Genomic DNA, 26,023 nt, shown 5'->3' with positions numbered 1-26,023 from the left:
GTCTGCCAGCCACGACACAGTAGCCGTCGACCCTGAGCGGATCCTGACCGCCGGGTCGTGTCCGCCTCACATCCCGTCGATCAGGCGCTGCACCCGCTCGTCGTACGCCCGGAACGGATCCTTGCAGAGCACCGTGCGCTGCGCCTGGTCGTTCAGCTTCAGGTGCACCCAGTCGACGGTGAAGTCGCGGCGGCGCTCCTGAGCACGGCGGATGAACTCCCCCCGCAGACGGGCCCGGGTTGTCTGCGGCGGAACGGACTTGGCCTCGAAGATCTTCAGGTCGGTCGTCATCCGGGCGACCATCCCGCGCTTCTCGAGCAGGTAGTAGAGGCCACGCTCGCGGTGGATGTCGTGGTAGGCGAGGTCGAGCTGGGCGATCCTGGGGTGGCCGAGCGGTAGTCCGTGCTTGGCGCGGTACTGCTCGATCAGCTTCCACTTGATGACCCAGTCGATCTCACGGTCGACGAGGCCGAGGTCGTCGGACTCGACCGCCTTCAGGCCGCGCTCCCACAGATCCAGCGCGGCCTCGATCACCGGGGTGCTGATCTCGCGCCGGTCGACGAAGTCACGGGCCTTCGAGAAGTACTCGTGCTGGATGTCGAGCGCGCTGGCTTCGCGGCCGTTCGCGAGCCTGACCTTGCGGCGACCGGTGACGTCGTGGGAGATCTCGCGGATCGCGCGGATCGGGTTCTCCATCGTGAGGTCGCGCATCACCACGCCCTCCTCGATCATCCGGAGGACCAGGTCGCAGCTGGCGACCTTGAGCATGGTGGTGGTCTCGCTCATGTTCGAGTCACCGACGATGACGTGCAATCGCCGGTACTTCTCCGCGTCAGCGTGGGGCTCGTCTCGGGTGTTGATGATCGGCCGGCTCCGGGTGGTCGCGCTGCTGACGCCCTCCCAGATGTGCTCGGCGCGCTGCGAGACGCTGAAGTTGGCCCCGCGCGGGGTCTGGGTGATCTTGCCAGCGCCGACCACGATCTGGCGGGTCACCAGGAACGGGATGAGCACGTCGGCCAGCCGGGAGAACTCGCCGGCGCGGCTGACGAGGTAGTTCTCGTGACAGCCGTAGGAGTTGCCGGCGGAGTCGGTGTTGTTCTTGAACAGGTAGATCTCGCCCGCGATGCCCTCGTCGTGAAGGCGCTGCTCGGCATCGAGCAGCAACCCTTCGAGGACCCGCTCCCCCGCCTTGTCGTGGGTGACCAGCTCGACGACGTCGTCGCACTCGGGTGTGGCGTACTCCGGATGGCTGCCGACGTCGAGGTACAGACGGGCGCCGTTGCGCAGGAACACGTTGCTGCTGCGCCCCCAGCTGACGACCTTGCGGAAGAGGTAGCGCGCCACCTCGTCCGGACTCAAGCGGCGCTGACCCTTGAACGTGCACGTGACGCCGTACTCGTTCTCGATCCCGAAGATCCGCCGATCCATGAGTGCAGCCTAGGTGCCAGCTGGGCATTCGCAGGGATGTGTTGCGCAATCTGTGGTCGCAGTTTGGTCACCAACCGCGGTAGAGGGGGTGCTGACTACGCAGACCCTGACCAACCCGCGATGCCACCGAGCCGTCGCCATCGGTTCATGATCCGGTCGCGACCGACGTCGGAGTAGAGCGAGTTCTCGGCGCCATGCTTCCCGGAGCATGCGCACGCCGGGCCGGCGCGAGGCCAGAACGGCGGTCATCCGATCGTGGTCGAGGCGGAGCGCCGACTCGAGCGGGATCAGGAGGTACGCCTTCAGATCCCGGTCCCACTCCTGGCGCGGGCCGAGGCCAGGCTGCTTCCACACACCCAGGCCGTGGCTCAACCGGCGCACGGTTGGTCATCAACCGCAGATGGGAGCGTTCCCGATCTGTGGTTGGTGACCAAACGGCGCCGATCGATCGCGCCGCAACACCCAGACCCCCGTCAGGAAGGAGGAGCGACGGGAGGCTCGCCGGTGAGCGGGTCCTCCAGCGGAGCGACGTGGCCGCTCACCTGGTCCGTCGGGTCGGACGGGTCGTCGGGACCGCCGTCCGAGGGCGAGACACCGCCGCCCAGGTCGTCGGGCCCCGGCTCGGCCGGGGTGGCCTCACCGCGGCCGACGAGCAGCTCGTCGAGGCGCGCGGGCCGCAGCCGGACGAACTTCCGCGGCTGGCTCCGGGTGCGGTCGAGCACCGCGACCTCCAGGTCGGCCACCGGGATCACCCGGTCATCGGCGTCCGTGTGACCGAGCGCAGCAACGGCGACCCGCAAGGCGTCGGCGAGCGAGCCGGTCTCGATGTAGTGCTCCTTGAGGTAGCCACCGACGACGTCGGCCGCACCACCCATCACCGCATACCCGTGCTCGTCGGCGACCTGCCCGTCGTAGGTCAACCGGTAGAGCTGGTCATCCGCCGCGGTGTCCCCGATCTCGGCGACGAAGAGCTCGACCTCGTAGGGCTTCTCGCCGCCGGTGGAGAAGATCGTCCCGAGGGTCTGGGCGTACGCGTTGGCCAGGGCGCGGCCCGTCACGTCGCGCCGGTCGTAGGCATAGCCGCGCATGTCGGCGAGGCGTACGCCGGCGATGCGCAGGTTCTCGAACTCGTTGTAGCGGCCGACCGCGGCGAACGCGATCCGGTCGTAGATCTCGGAGACCTTGTGCAGCGCCTGAGACGGGTTCTCGGACGCGAAGAGGACGCCGTCGGCGTACTGCACTGCGACGACGGAGCGACCGCGGCCGATGCCCTTGCGGGCGAAGTCGGCCCGGTCCTTCATCAGCTGCTCGGGCGAGACGTAGAACGGCATGCTCATCGGGCACCCCCCTCCAGTGCGGCCGACGGACCGTCCGGCCGGCCCATCCGGCCGGCGATCACGCGGTCCGCGATGGCCGCGACCTCGACGTCCGGCATCCGGTATCCACCGTCGGTGGTCATCACCTGGACGACGGGGAAGATCCGGCGCGTCACGTCGGGCCCTCCCGTGGCCGAGTCGTCGTCGGCCGCGTCGTACAGCGCCTCGACGACGGCCTGGACGGCCTGCACGGCGGTGAAGTCGTCGCGGTAGAGCTTCTTGAGCGAGCCGCGCGCGAACAGTGAGCCGGAGCCGACCGAGTGGAACGCGGTCTCCTCGTAGCGGCCACCCGTCACGTCGTAGCTGAAGATCCGGCCACCCTCGGTGTTGTGGTCGTAGCCGGCGAAGAGGGGTACGACGGCGAGCCCCTGCATCGCCATGCCGAGGTTGTTGCGGATCAGCGCCGAGAGCCGGTTGGCCTTGCCGTCCATGGACAGCGTGCTGCCCTCGATCTTCTCGTAGTGCTCGAGCTCGGTCTGGAAGAGCCGCACCATCTCGACAGCGAGGCCCGCGGTGCCGGCGATGCCGACGGCGGAGAACTCATCGGCCGGGAAGACCTTCTGGATGTCGCGCTGGGCGATGATGTTGCCCATCGTGGCGCGACGGTCACCCGCCATGATCACACCACCCGGGAACGTCGCGGCGACGATCGTGGTGCCGTGCGGCGCGAGGTCGCCTGCGTGCCCCTGCGGGATCGCCCGGCGGCCCGGCAGCAGGTCCGGAGCCTGGACGGACAGGAACTCCGAGAACGACGAGGTGCCCGGCTGCAGGAACGCGGCCGGGAGACGCGGACTGCTCATGCACGTACCCGCTTCGCTCCGTGCGCGCATGAGGCACTGAGGACGCAGGATCGGATGGTGAGCCGGCTTCGCTCGCCCACCCCTACTCCCCGCCCTTCTGGATGAACGACTTCACGAAGTCCTCGGCGTTGGTCTCGAGCACGTCGTCGATCTCGTCGAGGAGGTCGTCGACATCGCTGTCGAGCGCCTCCTTGCGCTCGGCGACGTCGGTCTCCGGGGCCGTCTCGACGGACTCCTCGGTCTCGGACGAGCGACGCGGTTGCTTCTGCTCCTGTGCCATGTCTCTACCCTAGCGAGCGAGCAGTGACGCTGAGGGCCGACTCAGCGGGTGAGAGCGGCGAACAACGCCTCCGCCGTCTCACTTCGGTCCAGCAGCTCGCCGACATGCGCCTTGCTGCCACGGAGTGGATCGATCGTCGGGACCCGCTGGAGCGACTCACGGCCGGGCAGGTCGAAGATCACCGAGTCCCACGACGCGGCGGCCACGTGCTCGGCGTACTTCTCGAGGCAGCGACCGCGGAAGTACGCGCGCGTGTCCTCCGGCGGGTCGTGCATGGCGTCCTCGATCGCCGCGTCCGTGAGGAGTCGGTCGACCCGGCCGCTGGCCACGAGGCGGTGGTAGAGCCCCTTCTCGGGGCGGATATCGGAGTACTGCAGGTCGATCAGCTGCAGCTTGGCATCGTCCCAGTCGAGCCCATCACGCTGGCGGTACTGCTCGAGCAGGCTGAGCTTCGCGACCCAGTCGAGCTCGCGCTTGAGCGACATCGGGTCCCGCTCGAGCCGGTCGAGCACCGACTCCCATCGCGCCAGGACGTCGACGGTCTGGGCGTCGGCGTCCGCGCCGTACCGGTCCTCGACGTACTTCTTCGCGAGGTCGAGGTACTCCAGCTGCAGCTGGATGCCGGTCAGCTCACGGCCGTCGGTGAGACGCACCTTGTGCTGCAGCAACGGGTCGTGGGAGATCGCCCGCAGGCCCGCCACGGGGCCGTCGACCGTCAGGTCGGCGGTGATGAAGCGGTCTTCGATCATCGCCAGGACGACCGCGGTGGTGCCGACCTTGAGGTACGTCGAGATCTCCGACAGGTTGGCGTCGCCGATGATCACGTGCAGGCGACGGTACTTCTCCGGATCGGCGTGCGGCTCGTCGCGGGTGTTGATGATCGGGCGCTTGAGAGTCGTCTCGAGACCGACCTCGACCTCGAAGAAGTCCGCGCGCTGGCTCAGCTGGAAGCCGTGCTCGCGGCCGTCCTGGCCGATCCCGACCCGGCCCGCGCCGGTGATCACCTGACGGCTGACGAAGAACGGCGTGAGGTGGCGGACGATGTCGCCGAACGGCGTGGATCGCCGCATCAGGTAGTTCTCGTGAGCGCCGTACGACGAGCCCTTGTTGTCGGTGTTGTTCTTGTAGAGCACGATCGGCGAGCCGCCCGGGAGCAGCCCCGCGCGGCGAGAGGCGTCGAGCATGACCAGCTCGCCGGCCTTGTCCCACAGCACGGCATCGAGCGGCGTGGTCACCTCGGGGCTGGAGTACTCCGGGTGGGCGTGGTCGACGTACAGACGGGCGCCGTTGGTGAGGATGACGTTGGCGAGCCCGAGGTCCTCGTCGGTGAGCTGGGTGGAGTCCGCCACCTGCCGGGACATGTCGAACCCTCGGGCGTCGCGGAGCGGCGACTCCTCCTCGAAGTCCCACCGGGCTCGCCGGGCCTTGATCGTGGCCGAGGCGTAGGCGTTGACGACCTGCGAGGACGCGACCATCGGGTTGGCCAACGGCTGGCCCTGCACGGCGATGCCGTACTCGACCTCGTTGCCCATCACCCGTCGGACGCTCATGTGCCGAGCGTACGCGAGCGTCGAGCGCCTAATCTGGGGAGATGGGCCTGTGGACCGAACGCGTCGTCCCGCACATCGTGGACCGGGCGTTGTCGACCGCTGACGTGATGTCGCTGCGGGACGTGGTCTGCGCCGGTCTCGCTGGCAGGGTGCTGGAGCTGGGGTTCGGCAGCGGGCTCAATGCCGGTGCCTACCCGGCAGCGGTCACAGGCATCGACGCCGTGGAGCCCTCGGACGTCGGGTGGTCGATGTCGGCGAAGCGACGGCTCTCGGCGTCTGTCCCGATCGCCAGGGTCGGCCTGGACGGTCAGCGCCTGGAGGCCCACGACGCGTCGTACGACGCGGTGCTCTCGACGTTCACGCTCTGCACGATCCCCGACGTGGGTGCGGCACTGACGGAGGTACGCCGAGTGCTGCGACCCGGTGGTGCCTTCCACTTCCTCGAGCACGGTCGCTCCCCTGACCTCCCCGTGGCGCGGTGGCAACATCGCTTGGATCCGGTGGAGCGGCGCGTCGCCGGCGGCTGCCACCTGAGCCGCGACATCCCGGCACTCGTCCGCGCGGCCGGCCTCGAGGTCGTGGCGCTGGAGGCGGCGTACCTGCCGGGACCGGCCGTCGCTCGCCCGTGGAGCTACGTGTTCAACGGCCGCGCCGTACCGTCGCCGGTATGAGCGACCAGTCGACGCGGGCGATCGCCGCAGCCGAGGCTCTCGGGCTGGAGCACACGGTGACGAGGCACGGGCCGGTGACGTCGCTGGCCCAGGCGGCAGATGCGCGGGGCGTCGAGCCTCACCAGATCGTGAAGACGATGGTCGTGCGCCTCAACGACGACGACCACCGGTTCGTGCTGGTGCCGGGCGACCGGGAGATCGCCTGGCCCAAGCTGCGCGCGCTGTTGGGAGTCAGCCGGATCTCGATGCCGAGCGCGGAGACGGCGTACGACGTGACCGGCTACGTCCGCGGGACCATCACACCGCTGGGCAGCCGCACGCCGCTGCCGGTGATCGCGGACGCCTCGATCGAGGGACCGATCAGCATCGGCGGGGGCGGCCACGGCGTCGCCATCACCGTGGACGCAGCGGCGTTCGCGGTGGCGCTCGGCGCCACCGTTGCGGATGTGACCGAGCCTTCGACGTGAGCGTCAGTGGCGTGCGTCGTCGTACGAGCGTCGGGTGAGCCGCCAGCTCACTGAGGCAGCCATCAGCCCGATCAACACCACCATCAACCAGAGCATGATGTGACCGTGCCCCGGCCCGGCGTCGGGTAAACGCCGGGCCGACTGCCTACAGGTACTGCCCCGTGTTGGCGACCGTGTCGATGGAGCGCCCGGGCTCGGTGCCCTGCTTGCCGGTGATGAGCGTGCGGATGAAGACGATCCGCTCGCCCTTCTTGCCGGAGATGCGGGCCCAGTCGTCCGGGTTCGTCGTATTGGGCAGGTCCTCGTTCTCCTTGAACTCGTCCACGCACGCCTGCAGCAGGTGCGAGACCCGCAGGCCCTTCTGGTCGTGCTCGAGGAGGTCCTTGATCGCCATCTTCTTGGCCCGGTCGACGATGTTCTGGATCATCGCGCCGGAGTTGAAGTCCTTGAAGTACAGGACCTCCTTGTCCCCGTTGGCGTAGGTGACCTCCAGGAAGCGATTCTCCTCGGTCTCGGTGTACATCCGCTCGACCGTCGCCCGGATCATCCCGGCGACGCAGGCGTCCCGGTCGCCGCCGAACTCGCCGAGGTCCTCGGCGTGCAGCGGGAGGGACGGGGTCAGGTACTTGCTGAAGATGTCGCGCGCGGACTCGGCGTCCGGGCGCTCGATCTTGATCTTCACGTCCAGGCGGCCGGGCCGCAGGATCGCCGGGTCGATCATGTCCTCGCGGTTGGAAGCCCCGATGACCAGGACGTTCTCGAGCAGCTCGACGCCGTCGATCTCACTGAGGAGCTGCGGGACGATGGTGTTCTCGACGTCGGAGGAGACGCCGGATCCACGGGTGCGGAAGAGCGAGTCCATCTCGTCGAAGAACACGATCACCGGCGTACCCTCGCTGGCCTTCTCGCGGGCCCGCTGGAAGACCAGGCGGATGTGCCGCTCGGTCTCGCCGACGTACTTGTTGAGCAGCTCGGGGCCCTTGATGTTGAGGAAGTAGGACTTGACCTCCTGGCCGGCAGCGTTCGTGCCATGCCGTGCGGCGACCTTCTTGGCCAGCGAGTTGGCGACCGCCTTCGCGATCAGCGTCTTGCCGCACCCGGGTGGGCCGTAGAGCAGTACGCCCTTGGGCGGCTTGAGCTCGTGCTCGACGAAGAGCTCGGGGTGCAGGTAGGGCAGCTCGACGGCGTCACGGATCGTCTCGATCTGGCTGAACAGCCCGCCGATGTCGGAGTAGTCGATGTCCGGGACCTCTTCGAGGACGAGCTCCTCGACCTCGGACTTCGGGACCTTCTCGTAGACGTAGCCGGAGCGGGTGTCGAGCAGGAGTGAGTCGCCGGCGCGGATCGTCTGGGTGAGCAGCGGCTCGGCGAGGCGTACGACGCGCTCCTCGTCGGCGTTGGCGATGACGAGGACGCGGTCGCCGTCGGCGAGCAGCTCCTTGAACATCACCACCTCGCCGACCTTCTCGAACTCGAGGGCGGCGACGACGTTGAGGGCCTCGTTGAGCATGACCTCCTGGCCACGCTGGAGGCTGTCGAGGTCGACGCTCGGGCTCACGTTGACGCGCAGCTTGCGGCCGCCGGTGAAGACATCGATCGAGTCGTCGTCGTTGCGGCTCAGGAAGGTGCCGAAGCCGGCGGGCGGCTGGGCCAGCCGGTCGACCTCCTCCTTGAGCTTCATGATCTGGTCACGAGCCTCGCGCAGGGTGCCGGCCAGCCGTTCGTTCTGCGACGTCAGGCCGGCCAGCGAGCGCTGGGCCTCCGCGAGCCGGAGCTCCAACCCGCGGGAGCCCGCGGGGCTCTCGCTCAACCGCAGCCGGAGGTCGGAGACCTCCGCCTCCAGGAACCGAACCTGCTCAGCGAGCTCCGCGGGGGTGTGGCCCCCCGCACTGGAAACGCCATCGGATGTCGACATCAGCGCCACCTCCTGTGACTTCGACCCTACCCGCGTGACCCCACGACCGGCGTAGTCATTTCGGGGAGTTGGTCACGATTTGGACGCAAGTGGGTCGCCGATGGCGCGTGGGGACGCCGTGGGGCTACTCGGGCAGGTCGACCGGCACACCGGCCGGACGAGGGCCGGTGTAGTCGGGCCCGTAGGCACCCGGCGCCGGACGACGCTTCTTCATCGGAGCCTTCTCGCCGGGAGCCATCCGGCGGGCGGTGACCAGGAAGGCCGTGTGCCCGATCATCTTGTGGCCGGGGCGTACGGCGAGACCTTCGACGTGCCAGTCGCGGACCAGCGACTCCCAGGCCTGCGGCTCGGTGAACCCGCCGTGCAACCGGACCGTCTCCACGAAGCGGGAGAGCTGGGTCGTGGTCGCGACGTACGCGCACACGATGCCGCCGGGCCACAGGGAGTCCGCCGCGGCATCGAGGCACTCCCAGGGCGCGAGCATGTCCAGGATGATCCGGTCGGCGCGAGCGCCCGAGGCAGGAAGTGCCTCGGCGAGGTCGCCGACGGTGAGCTCCCAGGCAGGGTGCGTCTGCCCTTCGGGGGCTCCGAAGAACTGCTCGACGTTGCGGCGGGCGACGTCGGCGAACTCCTCGCGGCGCTCGTACGACGTGACGCGGCCGAACGGGCCGACGGCGCGCAGCAGCGAGCAGGTGAGTGCGCCGGAGCCGACGCCCGCCTCGACGACGTGCGCGCCGGGGAAGATGTCGGCGAGCGCGACGATCTGGGCCGCGTCCTTCGGGTACACGACCGCGGCACCGCGCGGCATCGAGACGACGAACTCGGAGAGCAGCGGCCGGAAGACGAGGTACTCGCCGCCGGACGTGGAGGTGATCGTGAAGCCCTCTTCACGACCGATCAGGTCGTCGTGCGACATGCCGCCGCGGTTGGTGTGGAAGGTCTTCCCCGCTTCGAGGCAGATGTTGTGCCGGCGGCCCTTGCCGTCCAGGAGGCGCACCCACTCCCCCTCGCGCAACGGGCCGCGGTGGACCCCGGACCATGCCTCGGTGGCCACATCGGGTGCAGAGTCGGGCGCGGAGTCGGTGGCGGGAGCTGCTTCGGGGGTGTCGGACACCCCCGGAACACTAGTGTCCGCCCCGCTGGAAGGCCCTATCGACGTCGGCCGTCGTGAGGACGCCGAAGACCGACCCGTCGTCCTCGATGAGGAGGTACTCCGACGCCGGGTGGCGACTGATCGCGGTGACGAGGTCTTCACCGGCGATCTCGGCGGGCAGTCGCAGGCCATCGTCGAGCGAGCGGGCCACCACGGAGGTCGCGACCCACGGGCGACGCTCCTCAGGGGTGGCATCCAGAGCCGCCTCGCTCACGATGCCGACCGGGACACCGGACGACGTCACGGTGATCAGGCTGCCGGCCTGGGCTTCCGCTGCACGGCGTACCGCCTCCGCGAGCGGCAGGTCACCGGGGACCGCGAGGGTACGGCGGGCGAGCCGGCGTGCGACCAGCTGCGGCAGCCGACTTCGGAGCCGGGCCGCGGACATGGCCGCCGTCGCGCCGGACCAGAGGAACGCCGCGACGACGATTGCCAGCAGGAAGTCGAGGATCGTCGGCTCCACCCCGGTCACCTGCGACTGCAGGACCGGCCACAGCATGGCGGCCACCGCGGTCACCCGGCCGGCCCACCCGGCGACGATGGTGCCGCGGTGGACGTTGCCGGAGATCCGCCACACCAGCGACTTGAGCACGCGGCCTCCGTCGAGCGGCAGACCGGGGATGAGGTTGAGGAGGCCGACGAGCAGGTTGGCTCCGGCGAGGCCCTCGACGGCGACGAGCAGCAGTCCGTCCGGTGTGACGAACCACAGGCCCACCGCGACGACTCCGACGGCGAGAGATGTCAGCGGACCGACGACAGCGATCAGGAACTCCTGGCGCGGCTTGCGAGCCTCCCCCTCGATCGAGGTCATCCCGCCGAGGAAGTGGAGCGTGATCGAGCCGACCGGGAACCCGAGTCGCCGCGCCATCACCGCGTGGGAGGCCTCGTGCAGCAGGACCGACAGGTAGAGGATCACGGCGAACGCGAACCCCGCGACATACTTCCAGGCGCCGATGCCCGGCGAGGACGCCTCGATCCGGGGCGCGACGATGAACGCGATCAGGCCGGCGACGAGGAACCAGGACGACGATACGAGGACGTCGCTGCCCGCGATCGTGCCGATCTTGATGGTGCCCGATGGTCGCGGGCTGGCGGGCGAGTCGGGCACGTGGTGAGGCTATCCGACGGCCCCGACGTCGGTGGGCTCACCTAGGGTGACGACGTGGGTCTGGAACAGGAGTCGCCGGCCGTCCGGGTCTCGACACCGGTCGACGGCGTGAGCGTGCTGGGCGCGCTCTCCCCCAGCCGGGCGGGTGACTTCATGAGCTGCCCGCTCCTGTACCGGTTCCGCACGATCGACAAGCTTCCGGAGCCGTTCTCGCCCGAGGCCGTACGCGGGACCGTCATCCACAAGGTGCTGGAGGACCTCTTCGACCTGCCGGCCGCCGATCGGACGCAGGAGCAGGCGGCCGACATGCTGGAGCCGGCCTGGGAGGCGCTGGTCGAGCAGGAGCCGATGCTGAGCGAGATGCTCGGTGCGAAGGGCGGTCCGGAGATCACGGCGTGGCTCGCCAACTGCCGCAGCGTGCTGACCCGCTACTTCTCGCTGGAGGACCCGCAGCGACTCGAGCCGGCCGAGCGCGAGCTGTACGTCGAGGCTCTGCTCGACTCGAAGCTGTTGCTGCGCGGGTTCGTCGACCGCATCGACGTTGCGCCGGACGGCTCGATCCGGGTGGTCGACTACAAGTCAGGCAATGCGCCCAGCGAGATGTTCGAGGCGAAGGCGCTCTTCCAGATGAAGTTCTACGCGCTGGTGATCTGGAAGACCCGCGGCATCGTCCCCGCCATGTTGCAGCTGGTCTACCTCGGCAACGCCCAGATCCTCCGCTACGTCCCTGATGAGCGGGACCTGCTCGCCACCCAGCGCAAGGTCGAGGCCGTCTGGCATGCCATTCGCCTGGCCGAGGAGACCAGCGATTGGCGCCCGAACCCGGGTCGACAGTGCTCGTGGTGCGCCCACCAGGCGATCTGTCCGGCATGGGGCGGTACGCCGCCGCCGTTGCCGGAGCGGCCCGACCCGGTCGATCTCGAGGGGCCGGACCTGCCGGAATAGGTCCGTGACCACCCGCGCGGCACGTTGTCAACGGTGGTAGTCGGCCCAGATCTCGCCGAGGTCGACGCCCACCAGGGAGTCGGCGAAGACGCGCCGCTCACCTGCGAGCACGGGGACGTGGTTCTCAACGACGAGCACGAGGCAGCCGGCGCTCTCGGCGGACTTGGCGCCCGTGTTGGAGTCCTCGACGGCGATGCAGTCGACCGGCGCGAGACCGAGGGCGGCGGCGGCGGTGAGGTAGGGCTCCGGGTGCGGCTTGCCGAACTCCACGCTGTCGCCGGTGACGATGACCCGGAAGGTCTCCGGCGGGAGCTGGGCCAGGATCGGCGCCACGAACCGCTGGTAGGACATCGTCACCAGCGCGCACGGCGTACCGGCCCCGGACAGGTGCTCGAGCAGATCGCGGGCACCGGGACGCCACGGAACGACATCCTCGACCCGTGCGACCACCCCGTCGAGGAGCTCCTCGACGATCTGCTCGGCCGACGGCTCGATGCCCATGTGCTCGCGGATGTAGCGGCCCGACTCCAGCAGGTCGTTGCCGACCAGGTTGAGGGCATGCGCGCGGCTCCACGTGCCGCCGTACCGCTGGGCGATCTCGAACTCGGTGTCGATCCAGTACGGCTCGGTGTCGACCAGGGTGCCGTCCATGTCCCACAGGACGGCTGCAGGCGTGTCCAGGGTGCTCTCCGAATCGTCGCGACGTGACACTCCACCCTAGAGGGACCGTCTCGGCGGAACCGAAGGCACCCGGACCGGCGTCGTACCTCCTGACAGCTTCTGAGGACGATCGATACGGGGCCAGCGTGGAGCATGAGGTGGAGTACGCCGCGTTCGTCGCCGAACGCTGGTCGTCACTCGTGCGCGCGGCCGTCTTCCTCGGCGCGGCGTCCCACGAGGCCGAAGACGTGGCCCAGGCGACGCTGCTGCTCTGCTACCGCAAGTGGGACCGGGTGCGGGCCGCGGACGACCGGGAGGCGTACGTCTACCGGATGTTGCTCAACGTGCTGCGCTCGGACCGGCGCAGCGCCTGGTGGCGGCACCGCTCCCGGCACCCGGTCAGCGAGGCGCTGCCCGACGCGGCTGTTGCGGACGCGGCCGAGGCCACGGCGCTCGCCGACGCTGTCCACCGGGCGATGCTCTCGCTCTCCAAGGAGCAGCGAGAGGTCGTCGTGCTGCGCTACTTCGTCCAGCTCAGCGAGGCGCAGACGGCTGCCGCGCTGGGGATCCGCCCCGGCACGGTCAAGAGCCGACTGTCCCGGTCGCTCGCCCGCCTCAGCGTCGACCAGCACCTGGTCGATCTCGACCTGACCGGAGGCACGACATGACCGACCTCGAGGACCTGTGGGAGAGCTACCCGACGTCCGAGCCGCCCATCCCGGAGCTGCTGCGAGAAGGCAGGCGACAGGCCCGCGCCCGGCGTCGGCACCGGGTGCTGCGACCGCTGCTCGCCGGCGTGACGGCCGCGGCGCTGGCCGGCGCTTTCCTCGTCGGGACTCGTGCTGGGACGGACGCGGACGACGACGCCACGCTCGCGGCCCCGGACCTGCGCACGAGCGCGTTCCGCGCCGACCTCCACCCCGCGACGTCCTGCGCGGATCTGTTGTCCAGCTACCGCGCTCGCGGCCGGGCCGCGGTCACGGCGTACGGCTGGGGCTTCGTCTCGAGCGCCCCCTTGTCCGCGCGCTCCTTCACGATCCCCGCTCGAGGCAATCAGAGCATGGGCTACCTCGGGGACCTGAGCCTGAACACACAGGACAGTTCGCGGACCGGCACGAACGTCCAGGAGGTGGACGTCGACGAGCCCGACCAGGTCAAGACGGACGGGTCTCGCGTCGTCCGCGTCGATCGCCGCACCCTCAGCGTGTACGACACCTCCGGCGACACCATCCGGCTTACCGCACAGCTCACTCTCCCTCGGATGCTCAACGGCGAGATCCTGCTCGCCGGTGACACGGTCGTGGCGATCGGCGCCGACACCCGTGCGCCGGCCTCCGGTCGGTCCAGCGTCCCCCCGGGCAGCCGGGTCCAGACGGTGTCGCTCGCAGACCCGAGCGAACCGACCATCGTGTCCGACGTCGCCTACTCCGCTGCGATCACGTCGGTGCGCCAGCACGGCTCCGTGGTGCGGCTCGTTCTCACCGCGGCGGCGCCGACGCTCGACTTCGTGTACCCGCACGGGAAGGTCACGCGGAGCGAGGCGCTGGCGCACAACCGCGAGCTCGTCCGCAGCACGACGCTCTCCGACTGGATGCCGACGTACGACGACGGCGACGGCCCCTTGCCTCTCCTGGACTGCGACGACGTCGCGACCCCACCCGCGGGGCTCGCCCTCGGGACCGTCAGCGTCGTCGGCTTCGATGCGGAGGCCCCGAACGACCGGGCCACGATCGGCGTCGCCGGTCAGACGAGCATCGCCTACGAGTCGGCCGACCACCTGTACCTCGTCGACTCCCCCGGCTGGGGCGGCTGGGGTTCTTGCTGGTGCGTTCCTGCGGCAGCCAGGACCGAAGGCGCAGCGTGGCGCTCCACGATCTTCCAGCTCGATCTCGACGGCACGCGCGCCATCCACGTCGCGACCGGACATGTCGACGGCACGATCGCCGACCGCTGGTCCGTCGACGAGGCCGACGACGTCCTGCGCGTCGCCGTCACCCGGGACGAGGCGCTGGCAGCCATGCCGGGGACGGTGGCCCGGGACCGGACCCGCCGCGTCCTTCCTCGGTCGAGCTCCGTGGTCACGATGCGGGCCGACGGCGACCGCCTGGTCGAGAGCGGGCGCCTCGACGGCCTCGGGGTCGACGAGACGCTCACCGCCGCCCGATGGACCGACGACCTGGCGATCCTGTCCACCGCCCGCGCCACCGACCCGCTCTACACCGTCGACCTCTCCGACCCCGACCGGCCCCGTCTGCTCGGAGCGCTGAAGATCCCCGGTTTCACCTCGTACCTCCACCCGATCGGTGACGGGCTGCTCCTGGCGGTCGGCGAGGCCGGCGCCTTCACCGGCGGTGGGCGAGCGGGCGCGCAGGTGGGTCTCTTCGACATCTCCGACCTCACCGACGTCCAGCAGGTCGACGTCAGCTCACTGCGGCGACGGACCTGGCCGGTCGCCGGGGCCGATCCGCGAGCGTTCACCTGGCTCCGGGACCGGGACACGGCGCTGACCACGTTCACGACGAACCGGGGCACCATGGTCCTGGGCGTCTACCGGGTCACCGGCACGACGTTGACCGGCGAGTTGCGGAACCTCCCGGTGACGGACCCCTCGCGAGTGCGCACCTTCGAGCTCGCCGACGGCCGGGTCGTGCTGATGGCCGGGAGCACGCTGGAGTTCCTCGACCTCTGAACCCGAGTCAGTCGTCCGGGTCGTAGCCCAGGTTGGGCGACAGCCAGCGCTCGGCCTCCTCGACCGTCCAGCCCTTGCGCTCCGCGTAGTCGGCGATCTGGTCGCGGGCCAGCCGTCCGACCACGAAGTACTGCGAGTCGGGGTGGGAGAAGTACCAGCCCGAGACCGCCGCACCCGGCCACATCGCCATGCTCTCCGTGAGCTGGATGCCCGCGCTGGCCTCGACGTCGAGCAGCTCCCACAGCGTCTGCTTCTCGGTGTGCTCGGGGCACGCCGGGTACCCGGGTGCGGGACGGATGCCGGCGTACCTCTCGGCGATCAGGTCCTCGTTGGACAGCTGCTCGTCGGTGACGTGGCCCCAGAACTCCGTGCGCACCCGCTGGTGCAGCCGCTCCGCGAACGCCTCGGCGAGCCGGTCGGCGAGCGCCTCCAGCATGATCGCGGAGTAGTCGTCGTTCGCGTCCTTGAAGCTCTGGATGTGCTCCTGCGAGCCCAGTCCCGCGGTCACGGCGAACGCTCCGACGTGGTCGGCGAGACCGGTCTCCCGCGGTGCGACGAAGTCGCCGAGGGACCGGTTGGGCACGCCGTCGCGGTGCTCGCCCTGCTGGCGCAGGTTGTGCAGCGTCGTCCGGACCGTCGAGCGCGACTCGTCGGTGTAGAGCTCGATGTCGTCGCCGACCGCGCTCGCGGGGAAGAAGCCGAAGACGGCGTTGGCCGTCAGCCACTTCTCGGCGATCAGCCGGTCGAGCATCGCCTGCGCGTCGTCGTACAGCGCCCGCGCCGTCTCCCCCGTCGTGGGGTTGTTGAGGATGTCGGGGAACTTGCCCTTCATCTCCCACGCGTTGAAGAACGGCTGCCAGTCGATGTACTCACGCAGCTCGGCCAGGTCGTAGTCACTGAGCACGTGCGTGCCCGGCTGCCGGGGCACGGGCGGCTGGTAGCCGGTCCAGTCGATCGGCGTGCGGTTGGCGCGCGCCTTCTCGAGGGAGAGCATCGGCCGGTCGTGCTTCGCCGCGTGCCGCTCGCGCAGGGAGTCGTAGTCGGCCTTGACGTCGGCCATCACCTTCGGTCGCTGGGTGTCGCTGAGCAGTGCCGCGAGCATCGGCACCGACCTCGAGGCGTCCTTGACCCAGACGACGGGGGCGTCGTACTTGCCATCGACCTTGACCGCGGTGTGCGCGCGCGAGGTGGTGGCGCCGCCGATCAGGAGCGGGATCGTGAAGCCCTGCCGCTGCATCTCGGAGGCCACGTTGACCATCTCGTCGAGGGACGGCGTGATCAGGCCGGAGAGGCCGATCGCGTCGGCCCCGATCTCGACGGCCTTGTCCAGGATCTTCTGCGCGGGCACCATCACGCCGAGGTCGATCACCTCGAAGTTGTTGCACTGCAGGACGACTCCGACGATGTTCTTGCCGATGTCGTGGACGTCGCCCTTCACCGTCGCCATCACGATGGTGCCGTTGGTGTCCTTGGCGGTGGCGTACTCAGGGTTGTCGACCTTCTCCTGCTCGATGAACGGGATCAGGTAGGCGACCGCCTTCTTCATCACGCGGGCCGACTTCACGACCTGCGGAAGGAACATCTTGCCGGCACCGAACAGGTCGCCGACGACGTTCATGCCGTCCATCAGCGGACCTTCGATGACCTCGATCGGTCGGCCGCCGCGCTCGGAGATCTCGTTGCGGAGCTCCTCGGTGTCGGCCTCCACGAACGCGTCGATGCCCTTCACGAGAGCGTGCGTGATCCGCTCGCCGACCGGTAGCGAGCGCCACTCCTCCGCAGCCGCCTCGACGACCTCTCCCGCCTTGTTGTGCTCCTCGGCGATCTCGAGCAGGCGCTCGGCGGCGTCGGGACGCCGGTTGAGTACGACGTCCTCGATCCGCTCCCGGAGCTCGGGCTCCACCTCGGAGTACGGGATCAGCGCGCCCGCGTTGACGATGCCCATGTCGAGGCCAGCCTCGATCGCGTGGAAGAGGAAGACCGCGTGGATCGCCTCACGCACCGGGTTGTTGCCGCGGAAGGAGAAGCTGACGTTGGAGATGCCGCCGGACACCTTGGCGCCGGGGAGGTTCTCCTTGATCCAGCGGGTGGCCTCGATGAAGTCCTTGCCGTACGCCGCGTGCTCCTCGATGCCTGTGGCGACAGCGAAGACGTTGGGGTCGAAGATGATGTCGTCAGGCGGGAATCCGACCTCGTCGACCAGGATCCGGTAGGCGCGCTCGCAGATCGCCTTGCGCCGCTCGAGGTTGTCGGCCTGGCCGTCCTCGTCGAAGGCCATCACGACCGCGGCCGCGCCGTACTTGCGCACCAGAGCGGCCTGCTCGCGGAACCTCTCCTCGCCCTCCTTCATGGAGATCGAGTTGACGATGGCCTTGCCCTGGACGTTCTTCAGGCCGGCCTCGATGACCTCCCACTTCGAGGAGTCGACCATCAGCGGCACCCGCGAGATGTCGGGCTCGCTGGCGATCAGCTTGGTGAAGCGATCCATCGCGGCGACGCCGTCGATCATCCCCTCGTCCATGTTGACGTCGATGACCTGCGCGCCGTTCTCGACCTGCTGGGCGGCGACGGTCAGCGCGGTGTCGTAGTCGCCGGCCTTGATCAGGTTGCGGAACCTGGCCGAGCCGGTGATGTTGGTGCGCTCACCGACGTTGACGAAGAGGCTGTCCTCGGTGATGGTCAGCGGCTCGAGGCCGGACAGGCGCATCCCGGGAGCGACCTCGACCGGCGTACGGCGCTCCTTGCCGTCGACCGCGCGGGCGATGGCCGCGATGTGGTCGGGGGTGGTGCCGCAGCAGCCGCCCACGATGTTGACGAATCCGCTGTCGGCGAACTCCGCGATGATCGCGGCAGTCTCCTCGGGCGCCTCGTCGTACTCACCGAACGCGTTGGGCAGCCCGGCGTTGGGGTAGCACGAGACGAACGAGTCGGCGAGGCGAGCCATCTCGGCGACGTAGGGGCGCATCTCCTTGGCGCCGAGGGCACAGTTGAGGCCGACCGCGAGCGGACGGACGTGCCGAACGGAGTCCCAGAACGCCTCGGTCACCTGGCCGGACAGGGTGCGCCCGGAGGCGTCGGTGATGGTGCCCGAGATGATGACGGGCCACCGTCGGCCGTGCTCCTCGAAGAGGGTCTCGACCGCGAAGATCGCGGCCTTGGCGTTGAGGGTGTCGAAGATCGTCTCGATCATCAGCAGGTCGGAGCCACCGTCGACGAGCCCGCGGGCGGCCTCGAGGTACGCCGCGACGAGCTCGTCGAAGGAGACGTTGCGGGCGCCGGGGTCGTTGACGTCGGGCGAGATGGAGGCGGTCCGGGTCGTCGGACCGAGCGCGCCGGCGACGTACCGGGGCCTGTCGGTCGTCGCGACCGCGTCGGCCTCGCCGCGCGCCAGGCGGGCAGACTCGAAGTTCAGCTCGTAGCCGAGCTCCTCGAGGCCGTAGTCGCGCAGCGACACCCTGTTGGCGTTGAACGTGTTGGTCTCGATGATGTCGGCGCCGGCAGCGAGGTACTCGCGGTGGATGCCCGCGATGATCTCGGGCTGCGTCAGCGTGAGCAGGTCGTTGTTGCCGATCAGGTCGCTCGGCCAGTCGGCGAACCGGGTGCCGCGGTAGCCCGCCTCGTCCGGTCGGTCCCGCTGGATCGCCGTGCCCATCGCGCCGTCGAGCACCATGATCCGCGTCTCGAGGGCGCGGGTGAGCTCCTCGGTGGCATCGGGTCGCAGGTCGAGCAACGGGGGCTTCCCAGTCGGCACGCAGGTCTCCTCTCGGGCCGCTGACCGCGACCACGCATCAAGCGTAGGAACAGCGTCCACGACGTGGACCGCATTCCCAGATCGTGACACCGAGCGTCCCGACCGCAGAAATCCACGCGCGGACTACGCTGGTGGAGTGATCGAGCTGGAGGGTGTGTCGGGCCTGGTGGATCCGATCGTCATCGCGGCGTTCGAGGGCTGGAACGACGCGGCCGACGCCGCGTCGTCGACCGTCGACCACCTGATGACCGTGTGGAACGCCCGGGTGGTCGGCACCATCGACCCGGAGGACTACTACGACTTCCAGGTCAACAGGCCTTCGGTCGGCGTCGACGACAACGGCCACCGCCGAGTCAGCTGGCCGAGCACCCAGATCGCGATCGCCTCCCCGCCGACGCTCGACCGCGACATCATCCTGGTCCGTGGGATCGAGCCCAACATGCGGTGGCGCCGGTTCTGTGCCGAACTGCTGGCCGCGTGTGACGAGCTCGGGGCCGAGCTGGTCGTGACGCTCGGGGCCCTGCTCGCCGACACTCCGCACACGCGCCCGATCCCGGTGACGGGGACCGCCACCGAGGCCGAGCTGGTCGACCGCCTCAAGCTCGAGGAGTCGACGTACGAAGGTCCCACCGGGATCGTCGGTGTCTTCCAGGACGCCTGTGTGCAGCTCGACATCCCGGCGGTGTCGTACTGGGCGGCCGTGCCGCACTACGTCGCACAGCCGCCCTGCCCGAAGGCCACCCTCGCACTGCTCGGTCAGCTCGAGGACCTGCTGGAGGCGAGCATCCCGCTCGACGACCTGCCCGAGGACGCCCGAGCGTGGGAGCGCGGGGTCGACGAGCTCGCCGAGGATGACGAGGATGTCGCCGACTACGTGCGGTCGCTCGAGGAGACTCGCGACACCACGGAGCTGCCGGAGGCGTCCGGCGAGGCGATCGCCCGCGAGTTCGAGCGGTACCTCAAGCGCCGCCAGGACGACGACTAGAGCGCGAGCCCGAGGCCGGCATCGAGCACCGCCAGCAGCTGTACGGCGGCCTCCGGGTCAGACGTGTCCGCGAGACCGTCGGTGCCGAGGGTGGCGGCCACCCACCGATCGACGGCGGCCGCGGCACCGGGCGCGTCCAGATCGTCGGCCAGCGCCTCCAGGACCTCGGCGACCACCGGCGCGGCCGGGGCACCTGCACCGAGGGACAGCGCGCGGCGCCAGCGGTCGAGATCGTCGACGGCGGTCCAGAGCTCGGCGTCCACCCACTCCCAGTCGGCGCGGTAGTGGTGGCGCATCAGCGCGAGCCGGATCGCCATGGGGTCGACGTCGCTGTTGCGCAGCGCCGAGACGAAGACCAGGTTGCCCCGCGACTTGGACATCTTCTCGCCGTCGTAGCCGACCATGCCGGCGTGGCTGTAGACCTGCGCGAACGGTGTCCCGGGGACGGCGACCTGCGCGTGCCCGGCGCACATCTCGTGGTGCGGGAAGACCAGGTCGCTGCCGCCACCCTGGACGTCGAACGCGCCGCCGAGGTGCTCCTGGGCGATCGCGGTGCACTCGATGTGCCAGCCGGGCCGTCCGGGTCCCCACGGGCTGTCCCACGACGGTTCGCCCTCGCGACGGCCACGCCACACGACGCAGTCGAGCGGGTCCTTCTTGCCGTCTCGGTCCGGGTCTCCCCCGCGCTCGGGATAGATCTCGAGCATCTTCTCGCGAGTCCAGCCCGACTCGGCGCCGAACGCCGGGTCCGCGGTCACGGAGAAGTAGAGGTCGTCCTCGACGCGGTAGACGGTCCCGGCGGCCTCGAGCCGCTGGATGAGCTGGATGACGAGCGGGATCGACTCGACGGCGCCGATGTAATGCGCCGGCGGCAGGACCCGCAGGGCGGTCATGTCCTGGCGGAACAGCTCGGTCTCGCGCTCCGCCAGCTCCCGCCAGTCGACGTGCACCTTCTCGGCGCGCTCGAGGAGCGGGTCGTCGACGTCGGTGACGTTCTGGACGTAGTTGACCTCATGGCCGGCGTTGCGCCAGGCCCGGTTGAGCAGGTCGAAGGCGACGTAGGTGTTGGCGTGGCCGAGGTGCGTGGCGTCGTACGGCGTGATGCCGCAGACGTACATGCGCGCGGGTCCGTCCGGCGTGGTGGTGACCGAGCCACCTGACGGGGTGTCGTGGATGACCACCGGCGGGCCGACCACGGGCAGGTTCGGGATGTCCGGGGTTGGCCAGGCTCGCATGTCGCGAAGCCTATCGAGTCGATGTCAGAAGGGCGGCCACGGGATGGCCGGCCACTCTCCGCGCGGTGCGGGCAGCACCGCACGTTCGCCCAGCCGGACGCAGCGGCGGTGGAGCGCGTCGATCTCGAAGTCGGTGAGGTGATCGGCCAGGGCGTCGCCCAGGTGACCGCACACGGCGGTGCGCACCCGCTCCACCCCGGCGAGCTCCTCGGCGGTCAGCGCCTCCCCCAGCCAGCCCCAGAGGACCGTGCGCAGCTTGTGCTCGGCGTGGAAGGTGACGCCGTGGTCGACGCCGTACCTGTGTCCGTCGGTCATCTCGAGGACGTGGCCGCCCTTGCGGTCTGCGTTGTTGACGAGGATGTCGAAGACGGCCATCCGCCGTAGCGGCTCCGTGTCCTCGTGGATCAGGGAGACGGGCTGGTCCTGGCCGTCGATGCCGTCGAAGACGTGTCGCCAGCCGGCGGGCACATCGCCCTCGCGGACCAGGGTGACCGCGACCTGATCGGGGTCGGGCTCCTGCCAGCGCTGCACCATCCCGGGTCCGTGGGGGCCGTCACGCAGCCAGGTCTCGGGCACGACGTTCCAGCCTGTCGCCTCGGAGAGCAGGTACGCCGCGCGCTCGCGGTCGGCGAGGGTGCCGTCGGGGAAGTCCCACAGCGGACGTTCGCCGGAGACCGGCTTGTAGACGACCTGGACGCCCTCGATGTCCCCGAGGAAGGTCGCGTTGGACGCCGGCATGATCCGCCCGCGCAGCTCGAGCTCGCCCGTCTCCAGGTCGGGCAGCGACTCCGCGGTCAAGCCGCCCTCACGGGTCACGCCGCCGGAAGCCGTTCGCTCGGACGCACAGGTGTCCTTCGGGGTCCACCGGATTGCCGCAGAAGGGGCAGTCGGGGCGGCCGGCGCCGAGCACCTGCTCGGCCCGCTTCACGAACGCCCGCGCCGTACCGGCTGGGATCCGCACCAGGAAGACCTCGTCGGGCTCCGGCTCCTCGAAGTCCTCGTCGTCCAGGTCCGCGACCTGCTCCGGGGTGAGGACGGCGGCCTCGGTGTAGGGGAAGACCTCGATCACCAGACGCTCGTCGGACGAGTCCCACGACAGGGTCATGGTGCCCGCCCGGAACTCCTCCTCGATCGGCTGCTCCAGGGGGTCCGAGTCGTCGAGCCCGAGCGGCGCCATCGCGGGGACCGCCGCGTCGCCGTGCGTGCTCGCGAGGACCTCGTCGAGGAGCTCGTCGATCCGTTCGGCCAACGCCTGGACCTGCTGCTTCTCCAGCGCGACGCTCACGAGCCGGGCACCGGCGCGCGCCTGGAGGAAGAAGGTGCGCTGTCCGGGAGGGCCGACGGTGCCGGCCACGAAGCGCTCGGGCGGGTCGAATCCGTGGACGAGTGGAGCCATGACACCACCCTAGGGTGCGGCCGAAAGACCCGCGCCCCCGCCAACGGCAGCGTCGTCCGACCGGCGCGGCCGCCCGCTCTTGCGCGTGGGCTTGGGCGCCAGCCAGGACAGGTCGCCGGAGTGGGTGTTGGTCGCCAGCACGTAGGGCCGGGTCGCTGTGTAGCGGATGATCGACACCGACGCAGGGTCGACGTGCAGTCGCTGGAAGAGGTCGAGGTGCATGCCGAGGGCGTCCGCGAGGATCGACTTGATCAGGTCGCCGTGGCTGACCGCCACCCAGACCGCCCCGGCTCCGTGCTCCTCCTCGATGAGCGCGTCCCGGCGGCGTACGGCGGACACCGCGCGCGCCTGCATCGCGACCATCGACTCCCCGCCCGGGAAGGTCACCGCGGACGGCTGCGCCTGGACGGTCGCCCAGAGCTTCTCCTTCGCCAGGTCCTTCAGGGACCGCCCCTGCCACTCGCCGTAGTCGCACTCGGTCAGACCGCGCTCCGTCGCCGGGCGCAGCGATCCCGCCTGCGCGGAGACGATCGCCTTGGTCGTCTGCCGACAGCGCTCCAGGGGGCTCGTGACGGCGGCGACCAGCGGTACGACGGCGAGCCGCTCGCCGGTGCGGGCGGCCTGCTCGGCACCGGTGTCGTCGAGCCGTACCCCGGGGGTCCGGCCCGCCAGCATGCCGGACGCGTTGGCCGTCGTACGCCCGTGTCGGACCAGGATCACCGTTGCCATGTCGGCGACTGTATCGGCGTACCTGTGGGACTACCGTGGGCGCGTGATCGTCGACTGCGCCCTCTACCGCGAGGGCTCGCGCATCGAGGGGCACGGCGACCCCGGCGAGCTGCGCAAGCGGGCCACCGAGGAGGGCGACTTCGTCTGGGTGGGGATGCACGAACCCTCGGAGGACGAGATCGCCGACGTCGCCCGCACCTTCGACCTGCACCCGCTGGCGGTGGAAGACGCGGTGACGGCGCACCAGCGGCCCAAGCTGGAGCGGTACGGGCACACGCTCTTCCTGGTGCTCAAGACGCTCTGGTACGTCGACGAGCAGGATGCGGTCGAGACCGGCGAGATCGCGCTGTTCATCGGCCACGACTTCGTGGTGAGCGTGCGCCACGGCCTGGGCAACGAGCTCCACTCGGCACGCACCGATCTCGAGGCCGGCCACCAGGCGCTCACTCACGGCCCGGGCGGCGTCGTCTACGCCGTGATGGACCGCGTCGTGGACGAGTACGTCGCGGTGGTCGAGGAGCTGATCATCGACGTCGACGAGATCGAGACGTCGGTCTTCTCGGACCAGCGCACCAACGACTCCGCGCGGATCTACGTGCTCAAGCGGGAGATCGCCGAGGTACGACGCGCCGTGCTTCCCCTGCGCGACCCGCTCAACCGGTTCGTGGCCGGCAGCGTGGACGGGGTGCGCGAGGAGGCTGCGCCGTTCTTCCGCGACGTCGCCGACCACCTCGCCCGCGTCGCGGAGACGGTGGACTCGCTGGACGCGCTCCTGTCGACCGCGTTCGACGCCCACCTCGCGCAGATCTCGGTGCAGCAGAACGACGACATGCGCAAGATCTCCGCCGGAGCCGCACTGATCGTCGTACCGACGTTGATCGCCGGCATCTACGGGATGAACTTCGAACACATGCCCGAGCTCGGCTGGACGTACGGCTACCCGTTCGCCATCCTGCTCATGGCCTCAGCCGCCGGCGGGCTCTGGGTGCTGTTCAAGCGCTCCGGCTGGCTCTGAGGATCACTCAGGCGGCGATGACGCCGGTGGCGACCAGCGCCAGTGTCGCCGCGCCGAGGGCGATGCGGTAGATCACGAACGGCGTGTAGGAGTGCGTGGTCACGTAGCGCAGCAGCCACGCGATCGCGGCGTACCCCACGATGAACGAGACGATCGTCGCCACGATCGTCGGGCCCCAGCCGTAGAGGTTCTCACCGTTCGGGACGTCCTTGAGCTGGAACACTCCCGCGCCGATCACGGCGGGGATCGCGAGCAGGAAGGCGTAGCGCGTCGCGGTCTCGCGGTCGTAGCCCAGGAAGCGGCCCATCGAGAGCGTCGCTCCGGACCGAGAGACGCCGGGGATCAGCGCGAGCGCCTGGGCGAGGCCCATGAAGACCGCGTCGCGGAGGGTGAGCTGCTTGAGCGTCTTCTCGGTGCTGCCGACCTTGTCGGCGATCCCGAGGACGATGCCCATCACGATGAGCATCGTCCCGATGATCCAGAGGCTGCGGAACTCGGTCTCGATCGTGTCCTTGAGGGCGATGCCGAGGATCACGATCGGGACGGAGCCGAGGATGATGAACCAGCCCATCCGCGCGTCGAGCTGGCCTCGGTACTCCGGCCGGAACAGCGACTTCAGCCAGGTGGAGGCGATCCGCCAGATGTCGCGCCAGAAGTAGATGAGTACGGCGAGCTCGGTGCCGATCTGCACGACCGCGGTGAACGCCGCACCCGGGTCGCCCCAGCCGAACAGCTCCGGGAAGATCCGCAGGTGCGCGCTGCTCGAGATCGGTAGGAACTCGGTCAGCCCTTGAATGACACCGAGGACCACAGCCTGCAGGAAGTCCACCACGACGCCGAAGCCTAATGTGACCGCCCTACGGGCGTTCACCTGGCGTGCCGCTGACGTCCCGCGAGGGTGTTCCGACTAATTTGTCGGCATGCAGCAGCGGCGAGTCGGCACGACCGGCCTGACGGTGTCCCGGCTCGGCCTGGGCACCATGACGTGGGGGCGGGACACCGACGAGCACGAGGCGCGCGACCAGCTGATCGCGTTCGCCGAGGCCGGCGGCACCCTCGTCGACACGGCCGCGGGCTACGGCAACGGCGCGTCCGAGGAGCTGATCGGGACGCTGATCGGTGACGTCGTCGCACGCGACGAGGTGGTGCTCGCCACGAAGGCGGGCATCAGCGCCCGCCCGGGCGGCCGCTCCTACAACACCTCCCGCGGCCACCTGCTGGCCACGCTCGACAGCTCCCTGCGGCGGCTCGGCGTCGAGCACGTCGACCTCTGGCAGATCCACATCTGGTCGGACGACACCCCGCTCGAGGAGACGCTCGCGGCCCTGGACCACGCGGTGAGCAGCGGGCGGGCGTCGTACGTCGGGATCTCGAACTACTCCGGTTGGCAGACCGCCCAGGCCGCGACCTGGCAGCGCGCCGTACCCGGCCGGACGCCGCTGGCGAGCACGCAGGTGGAGTACTCGCTGCTCAACCGGGCTGTCGAGCAGGAGGTCCTGCCGGCAGCCGCCGCGCTCGGCCTCGGTGTGCTCCCGTGGTCTCCCCTGGGTCGTGGTGTGCTCACCGGCAAGTACCGGACCGGCACGCCGTCGGACTCGCGCGCCGCGTCGGCGCACTTCGCGAACTTCGTGAACCCCTATCTGGACGACCGGGGCGCCGGGATCGTCGAGGCCGTCGCCCGCGCCGCCGACGGCCTCGGGCTGTCCGCGCTCGAGGTCGCACTGACGTGGGTGCGCGACCGGCCCGGCGTCACCGCCCCGATCATCGGCGCCCGGACCGCGGCGCAGCTGCGGGGAGCTCTCGGGGTCGAGGAGCTGACCCTGCCGGCCGAGATCATCGACGCCCTGGACGACGTGTCCAGCGACTGACC

Annotated in this window: 23 protein-coding genes; 8 read left to right on the top strand and 15 right to left on the bottom strand. The window is 69.8% G+C overall.

Going from position 1 to position 26,023, the window contains the following annotated elements; genetic code table 11:
• Nucleotides 1–66 precede the first annotated feature (66 nt).
• The 5 genes from pafA to dop form a co-directional block, all read right to left on the bottom strand.
• Entirely contained in the window at nt 67–1,428 is a 1,362-nt protein-coding gene (pafA, locus tag ABEA33_RS16500; RefSeq protein WP_345527935.1) for a Pup--protein ligase, read from the bottom strand.
• 473 nt (nt 1,429–1,901) lie between these two features.
• On the bottom strand, nt 1,902–2,765 hold the full coding sequence (prcA, locus tag ABEA33_RS16495) for a proteasome subunit alpha (RefSeq protein ID WP_345527934.1): 864 nt from the start codon (nt 2,763–2,765) through the stop codon (nt 1,902–1,904).
• Entirely contained in the window at nt 2,762–3,604 is an 843-nt protein-coding gene (prcB, locus tag ABEA33_RS16490; RefSeq protein WP_345527933.1) for a proteasome subunit beta, read from the bottom strand. Before prcB ends, prcA begins: the two co-directional genes overlap by 4 nt.
• Before the next feature lie 82 nt (nt 3,605–3,686).
• Entirely contained in the window at nt 3,687–3,884 is a 198-nt protein-coding gene (locus ABEA33_RS16485) for a ubiquitin-like protein Pup (RefSeq protein WP_345527932.1), read from the bottom strand.
• A 41-nt stretch (nt 3,885–3,925) separates the two neighbouring features.
• On the bottom strand, nt 3,926–5,434 hold the full coding sequence (gene dop, locus ABEA33_RS16480) for a depupylase/deamidase Dop (protein ID WP_345527931.1): 1,509 nt from the start codon (nt 5,432–5,434) through the stop codon (nt 3,926–3,928).
• 41 nt (nt 5,435–5,475) lie between these two features.
• Between dop and ABEA33_RS16475 the strand changes: the two genes are divergently transcribed.
• Together ABEA33_RS16475 and ABEA33_RS16470 are read left to right on the top strand one after the other, a co-directional pair.
• Nucleotides 5,476–6,105, top strand: a complete 630-nt coding sequence (locus ABEA33_RS16475) for a class I SAM-dependent methyltransferase (protein WP_345527930.1) — start codon at nt 5,476–5,478, stop codon at nt 6,103–6,105.
• Nucleotides 6,102–6,572 (top strand): aminoacyl-tRNA deacylase, encoded by a 471-nt coding sequence (locus ABEA33_RS16470; RefSeq protein ID WP_345527928.1) that lies wholly within the window; start codon nt 6,102–6,104, stop codon nt 6,570–6,572. The genes ABEA33_RS16475 and ABEA33_RS16470 overlap by 4 nt, the downstream gene beginning before the upstream one ends.
• A gap of 145 nt (nt 6,573–6,717) precedes the next feature.
• Here ABEA33_RS16470 and arc read toward each other — a convergent pair whose 3' ends face one another.
• From arc to ABEA33_RS16455, 3 genes are all read right to left on the bottom strand, one after another.
• Nucleotides 6,718–8,487, bottom strand: a complete 1,770-nt coding sequence (arc, locus tag ABEA33_RS16465; RefSeq protein ID WP_345527927.1) for a proteasome ATPase — start codon at nt 8,485–8,487, stop codon at nt 6,718–6,720.
• A gap of 124 nt (nt 8,488–8,611) precedes the next feature.
• A complete protein-coding gene (locus ABEA33_RS16460) occupies nt 8,612–9,541 on the bottom strand; it encodes a tRNA (adenine-N1)-methyltransferase (protein ID WP_345528001.1) in 930 nt (309 codons plus the stop codon).
• Between the two features lie 70 nt (nt 9,542–9,611).
• The gene (locus ABEA33_RS16455; protein WP_345527926.1) at nt 9,612–10,748 is read right to left on the bottom strand and encodes a site-2 protease family protein; all 1,137 of its coding nucleotides are present in this window, start codon (nt 10,746–10,748) and stop codon (nt 9,612–9,614) included.
• Nucleotides 10,749–10,808: 60 nt separating this feature from the next.
• Here ABEA33_RS16455 and ABEA33_RS16450 point away from each other — a divergent pair, with 60 nt between their 5' ends.
• Nucleotides 10,809–11,693, top strand: coding sequence for a RecB family exonuclease (locus ABEA33_RS16450; RefSeq protein WP_425577440.1), 885 nt, complete (start codon nt 10,809–10,811; stop codon nt 11,691–11,693).
• A 27-nt stretch (nt 11,694–11,720) separates the two neighbouring features.
• On the opposite strand, the gene ABEA33_RS16445 is transcribed toward ABEA33_RS16450, so the two are convergent.
• A complete protein-coding gene (locus ABEA33_RS16445) occupies nt 11,721–12,404 on the bottom strand; it encodes an HAD family hydrolase (RefSeq protein ID WP_345527922.1) in 684 nt (227 codons plus the stop codon).
• Nucleotides 12,405–12,499: 95 nt separating this feature from the next.
• On the opposite strand from ABEA33_RS16445, the gene ABEA33_RS16440 reads away from it, so the two are divergent.
• Both ABEA33_RS16440 and ABEA33_RS16435 read left to right on the top strand, forming a co-directional pair.
• On the top strand, nt 12,500–13,021 hold the full coding sequence (locus tag ABEA33_RS16440; RefSeq protein WP_345527920.1) for a SigE family RNA polymerase sigma factor: 522 nt from the start codon (nt 12,500–12,502) through the stop codon (nt 13,019–13,021).
• A complete protein-coding gene (locus tag ABEA33_RS16435; RefSeq protein WP_345527918.1) occupies nt 13,018–15,042 on the top strand; it encodes a beta-propeller domain-containing protein in 2,025 nt (674 codons plus the stop codon). The genes ABEA33_RS16440 and ABEA33_RS16435 overlap by 4 nt, the downstream gene beginning before the upstream one ends.
• 7 nt (nt 15,043–15,049) lie before the next feature.
• On the opposite strand, the gene metH is transcribed toward ABEA33_RS16435, so the two are convergent.
• On the bottom strand, nt 15,050–18,712 hold the full coding sequence (gene metH, locus ABEA33_RS16430) for a methionine synthase (protein ID WP_425577439.1): 3,663 nt from the start codon (nt 18,710–18,712) through the stop codon (nt 15,050–15,052).
• 217 nt (nt 18,713–18,929) lie between these two features.
• Here metH and ABEA33_RS16425 point away from each other — a divergent pair, with 217 nt between their 5' ends.
• Nucleotides 18,930–19,778 carry a PAC2 family protein gene (locus ABEA33_RS16425; RefSeq protein ID WP_345527916.1) on the top strand — a complete coding sequence of 283 codons (849 nt, stop codon included), beginning with the start codon at nt 18,930–18,932 and terminating at the stop codon, nt 19,776–19,778.
• On the opposite strand, the gene mshC is transcribed toward ABEA33_RS16425, so the two are convergent.
• The 4 genes from mshC to ABEA33_RS16405 are packed head-to-tail and all read right to left on the bottom strand — an operon-like array spanning nt 19,775 to nt 23,138.
• Nucleotides 19,775–21,013 carry a cysteine--1-D-myo-inosityl 2-amino-2-deoxy-alpha-D-glucopyranoside ligase gene (gene mshC / locus ABEA33_RS16420; protein ID WP_345527914.1) on the bottom strand — a complete coding sequence of 413 codons (1,239 nt, stop codon included), beginning with the start codon at nt 21,011–21,013 and terminating at the stop codon, nt 19,775–19,777. The two genes, ABEA33_RS16425 and mshC, sit on opposite strands and share 4 nt — an antisense overlap.
• Nucleotides 21,014–21,037: 24 nt before the next feature.
• Nucleotides 21,038–21,829 (bottom strand): SCO1664 family protein, encoded by a 792-nt coding sequence (locus ABEA33_RS16415; protein WP_345527912.1) that lies wholly within the window; start codon nt 21,827–21,829, stop codon nt 21,038–21,040.
• Nucleotides 21,819–22,409, bottom strand: coding sequence for a DUF3090 domain-containing protein (locus ABEA33_RS16410; RefSeq protein WP_345527910.1), 591 nt, complete (start codon nt 22,407–22,409; stop codon nt 21,819–21,821). Before ABEA33_RS16410 ends, ABEA33_RS16415 begins: the two co-directional genes overlap by 11 nt.
• A 9-nt stretch (nt 22,410–22,418) precedes the next feature.
• On the bottom strand, nt 22,419–23,138 hold the full coding sequence (locus tag ABEA33_RS16405) for a histidine phosphatase family protein (RefSeq protein WP_345527908.1): 720 nt from the start codon (nt 23,136–23,138) through the stop codon (nt 22,419–22,421).
• Here ABEA33_RS16405 and corA point away from each other — a divergent pair.
• Entirely contained in the window at nt 23,137–24,153 is a 1,017-nt protein-coding gene (gene corA, locus ABEA33_RS16400; RefSeq protein ID WP_345527906.1) for a magnesium/cobalt transporter CorA, read from the top strand. The two genes, ABEA33_RS16405 and corA, sit on opposite strands and share 2 nt — an antisense overlap.
• 7 nt (nt 24,154–24,160) lie before the next feature.
• On the opposite strand, the gene ABEA33_RS16395 is transcribed toward corA, so the two are convergent.
• Nucleotides 24,161–24,985, bottom strand: coding sequence for an undecaprenyl-diphosphate phosphatase (locus ABEA33_RS16395; RefSeq protein WP_345527904.1), 825 nt, complete (start codon nt 24,983–24,985; stop codon nt 24,161–24,163).
• Nucleotides 24,986–25,073: 88 nt separating this feature from the next.
• Here ABEA33_RS16395 and ABEA33_RS16390 point away from each other — a divergent pair, with 88 nt between their 5' ends.
• Nucleotides 25,074–26,021, top strand: coding sequence for an aldo/keto reductase (locus tag ABEA33_RS16390; protein WP_345527903.1), 948 nt, complete (start codon nt 25,074–25,076; stop codon nt 26,019–26,021).
• Nucleotides 26,022–26,023: the final 2 nt, after the last annotated feature.

Source organism: Nocardioides endophyticus (genome assembly GCF_039543845.1).
GTDB classification, from domain to species: domain Bacteria; phylum Actinomycetota; class Actinomycetes; order Propionibacteriales; family Nocardioidaceae; genus Nocardioides; species Nocardioides endophyticus.
This window is presented reverse-complemented; position numbering and strand designations above follow the sequence as displayed.

Excerpts from the sequence above, each read along its gene's own strand:
- metH (WP_425577439.1), bottom strand. The coding sequence starts at position 18,712 with ATGGTGCTCGACGGCGCGATGGGCACGGCGATCCAGCGGGACCGACCG.
- ABEA33_RS16390 (WP_345527903.1), top strand. The coding sequence starts at position 25,074 with ATGCAGCAGCGGCGAGTCGGCACGACCGGCCTGACGGTGTCCCGGCTC.
- mshC (WP_345527914.1), bottom strand. The coding sequence starts at position 21,013 with ATGCGAGCCTGGCCAACCCCGGACATCCCGAACCTGCCCGTGGTCGGC.
- arc (WP_345527927.1), bottom strand. The coding sequence starts at position 8,487 with ATGTCGACATCCGATGGCGTTTCCAGTGCGGGGGGCCACACCCCCGCG.
- ABEA33_RS16435 (WP_345527918.1), top strand. The coding sequence starts at position 13,018 with ATGACCGACCTCGAGGACCTGTGGGAGAGCTACCCGACGTCCGAGCCG.
- ABEA33_RS16470 (WP_345527928.1), top strand. The coding sequence starts at position 6,102 with ATGAGCGACCAGTCGACGCGGGCGATCGCCGCAGCCGAGGCTCTCGGG.
- dop (WP_345527931.1), bottom strand. The coding sequence starts at position 5,434 with ATGAGCGTCCGACGGGTGATGGGCAACGAGGTCGAGTACGGCATCGCC.
- ABEA33_RS16485 (WP_345527932.1), bottom strand. The coding sequence starts at position 3,884 with ATGGCACAGGAGCAGAAGCAACCGCGTCGCTCGTCCGAGACCGAGGAG.
- corA (WP_345527906.1), top strand. The coding sequence starts at position 23,137 with ATGTCGGCGACTGTATCGGCGTACCTGTGGGACTACCGTGGGCGCGTG.
- prcB (WP_345527933.1), bottom strand. The coding sequence starts at position 3,604 with ATGAGCAGTCCGCGTCTCCCGGCCGCGTTCCTGCAGCCGGGCACCTCG.
- ABEA33_RS16475 (WP_345527930.1), top strand. The coding sequence starts at position 5,476 with ATGGGCCTGTGGACCGAACGCGTCGTCCCGCACATCGTGGACCGGGCG.
- pafA (WP_345527935.1), bottom strand. The coding sequence starts at position 1,428 with ATGGATCGGCGGATCTTCGGGATCGAGAACGAGTACGGCGTCACGTGC.
- prcA (WP_345527934.1), bottom strand. The coding sequence starts at position 2,765 with ATGAGCATGCCGTTCTACGTCTCGCCCGAGCAGCTGATGAAGGACCGG.
- ABEA33_RS16405 (WP_345527908.1), bottom strand. The coding sequence starts at position 23,138 with ATGGCAACGGTGATCCTGGTCCGACACGGGCGTACGACGGCCAACGCG.
- ABEA33_RS16410 (WP_345527910.1), bottom strand. The coding sequence starts at position 22,409 with ATGGCTCCACTCGTCCACGGATTCGACCCGCCCGAGCGCTTCGTGGCC.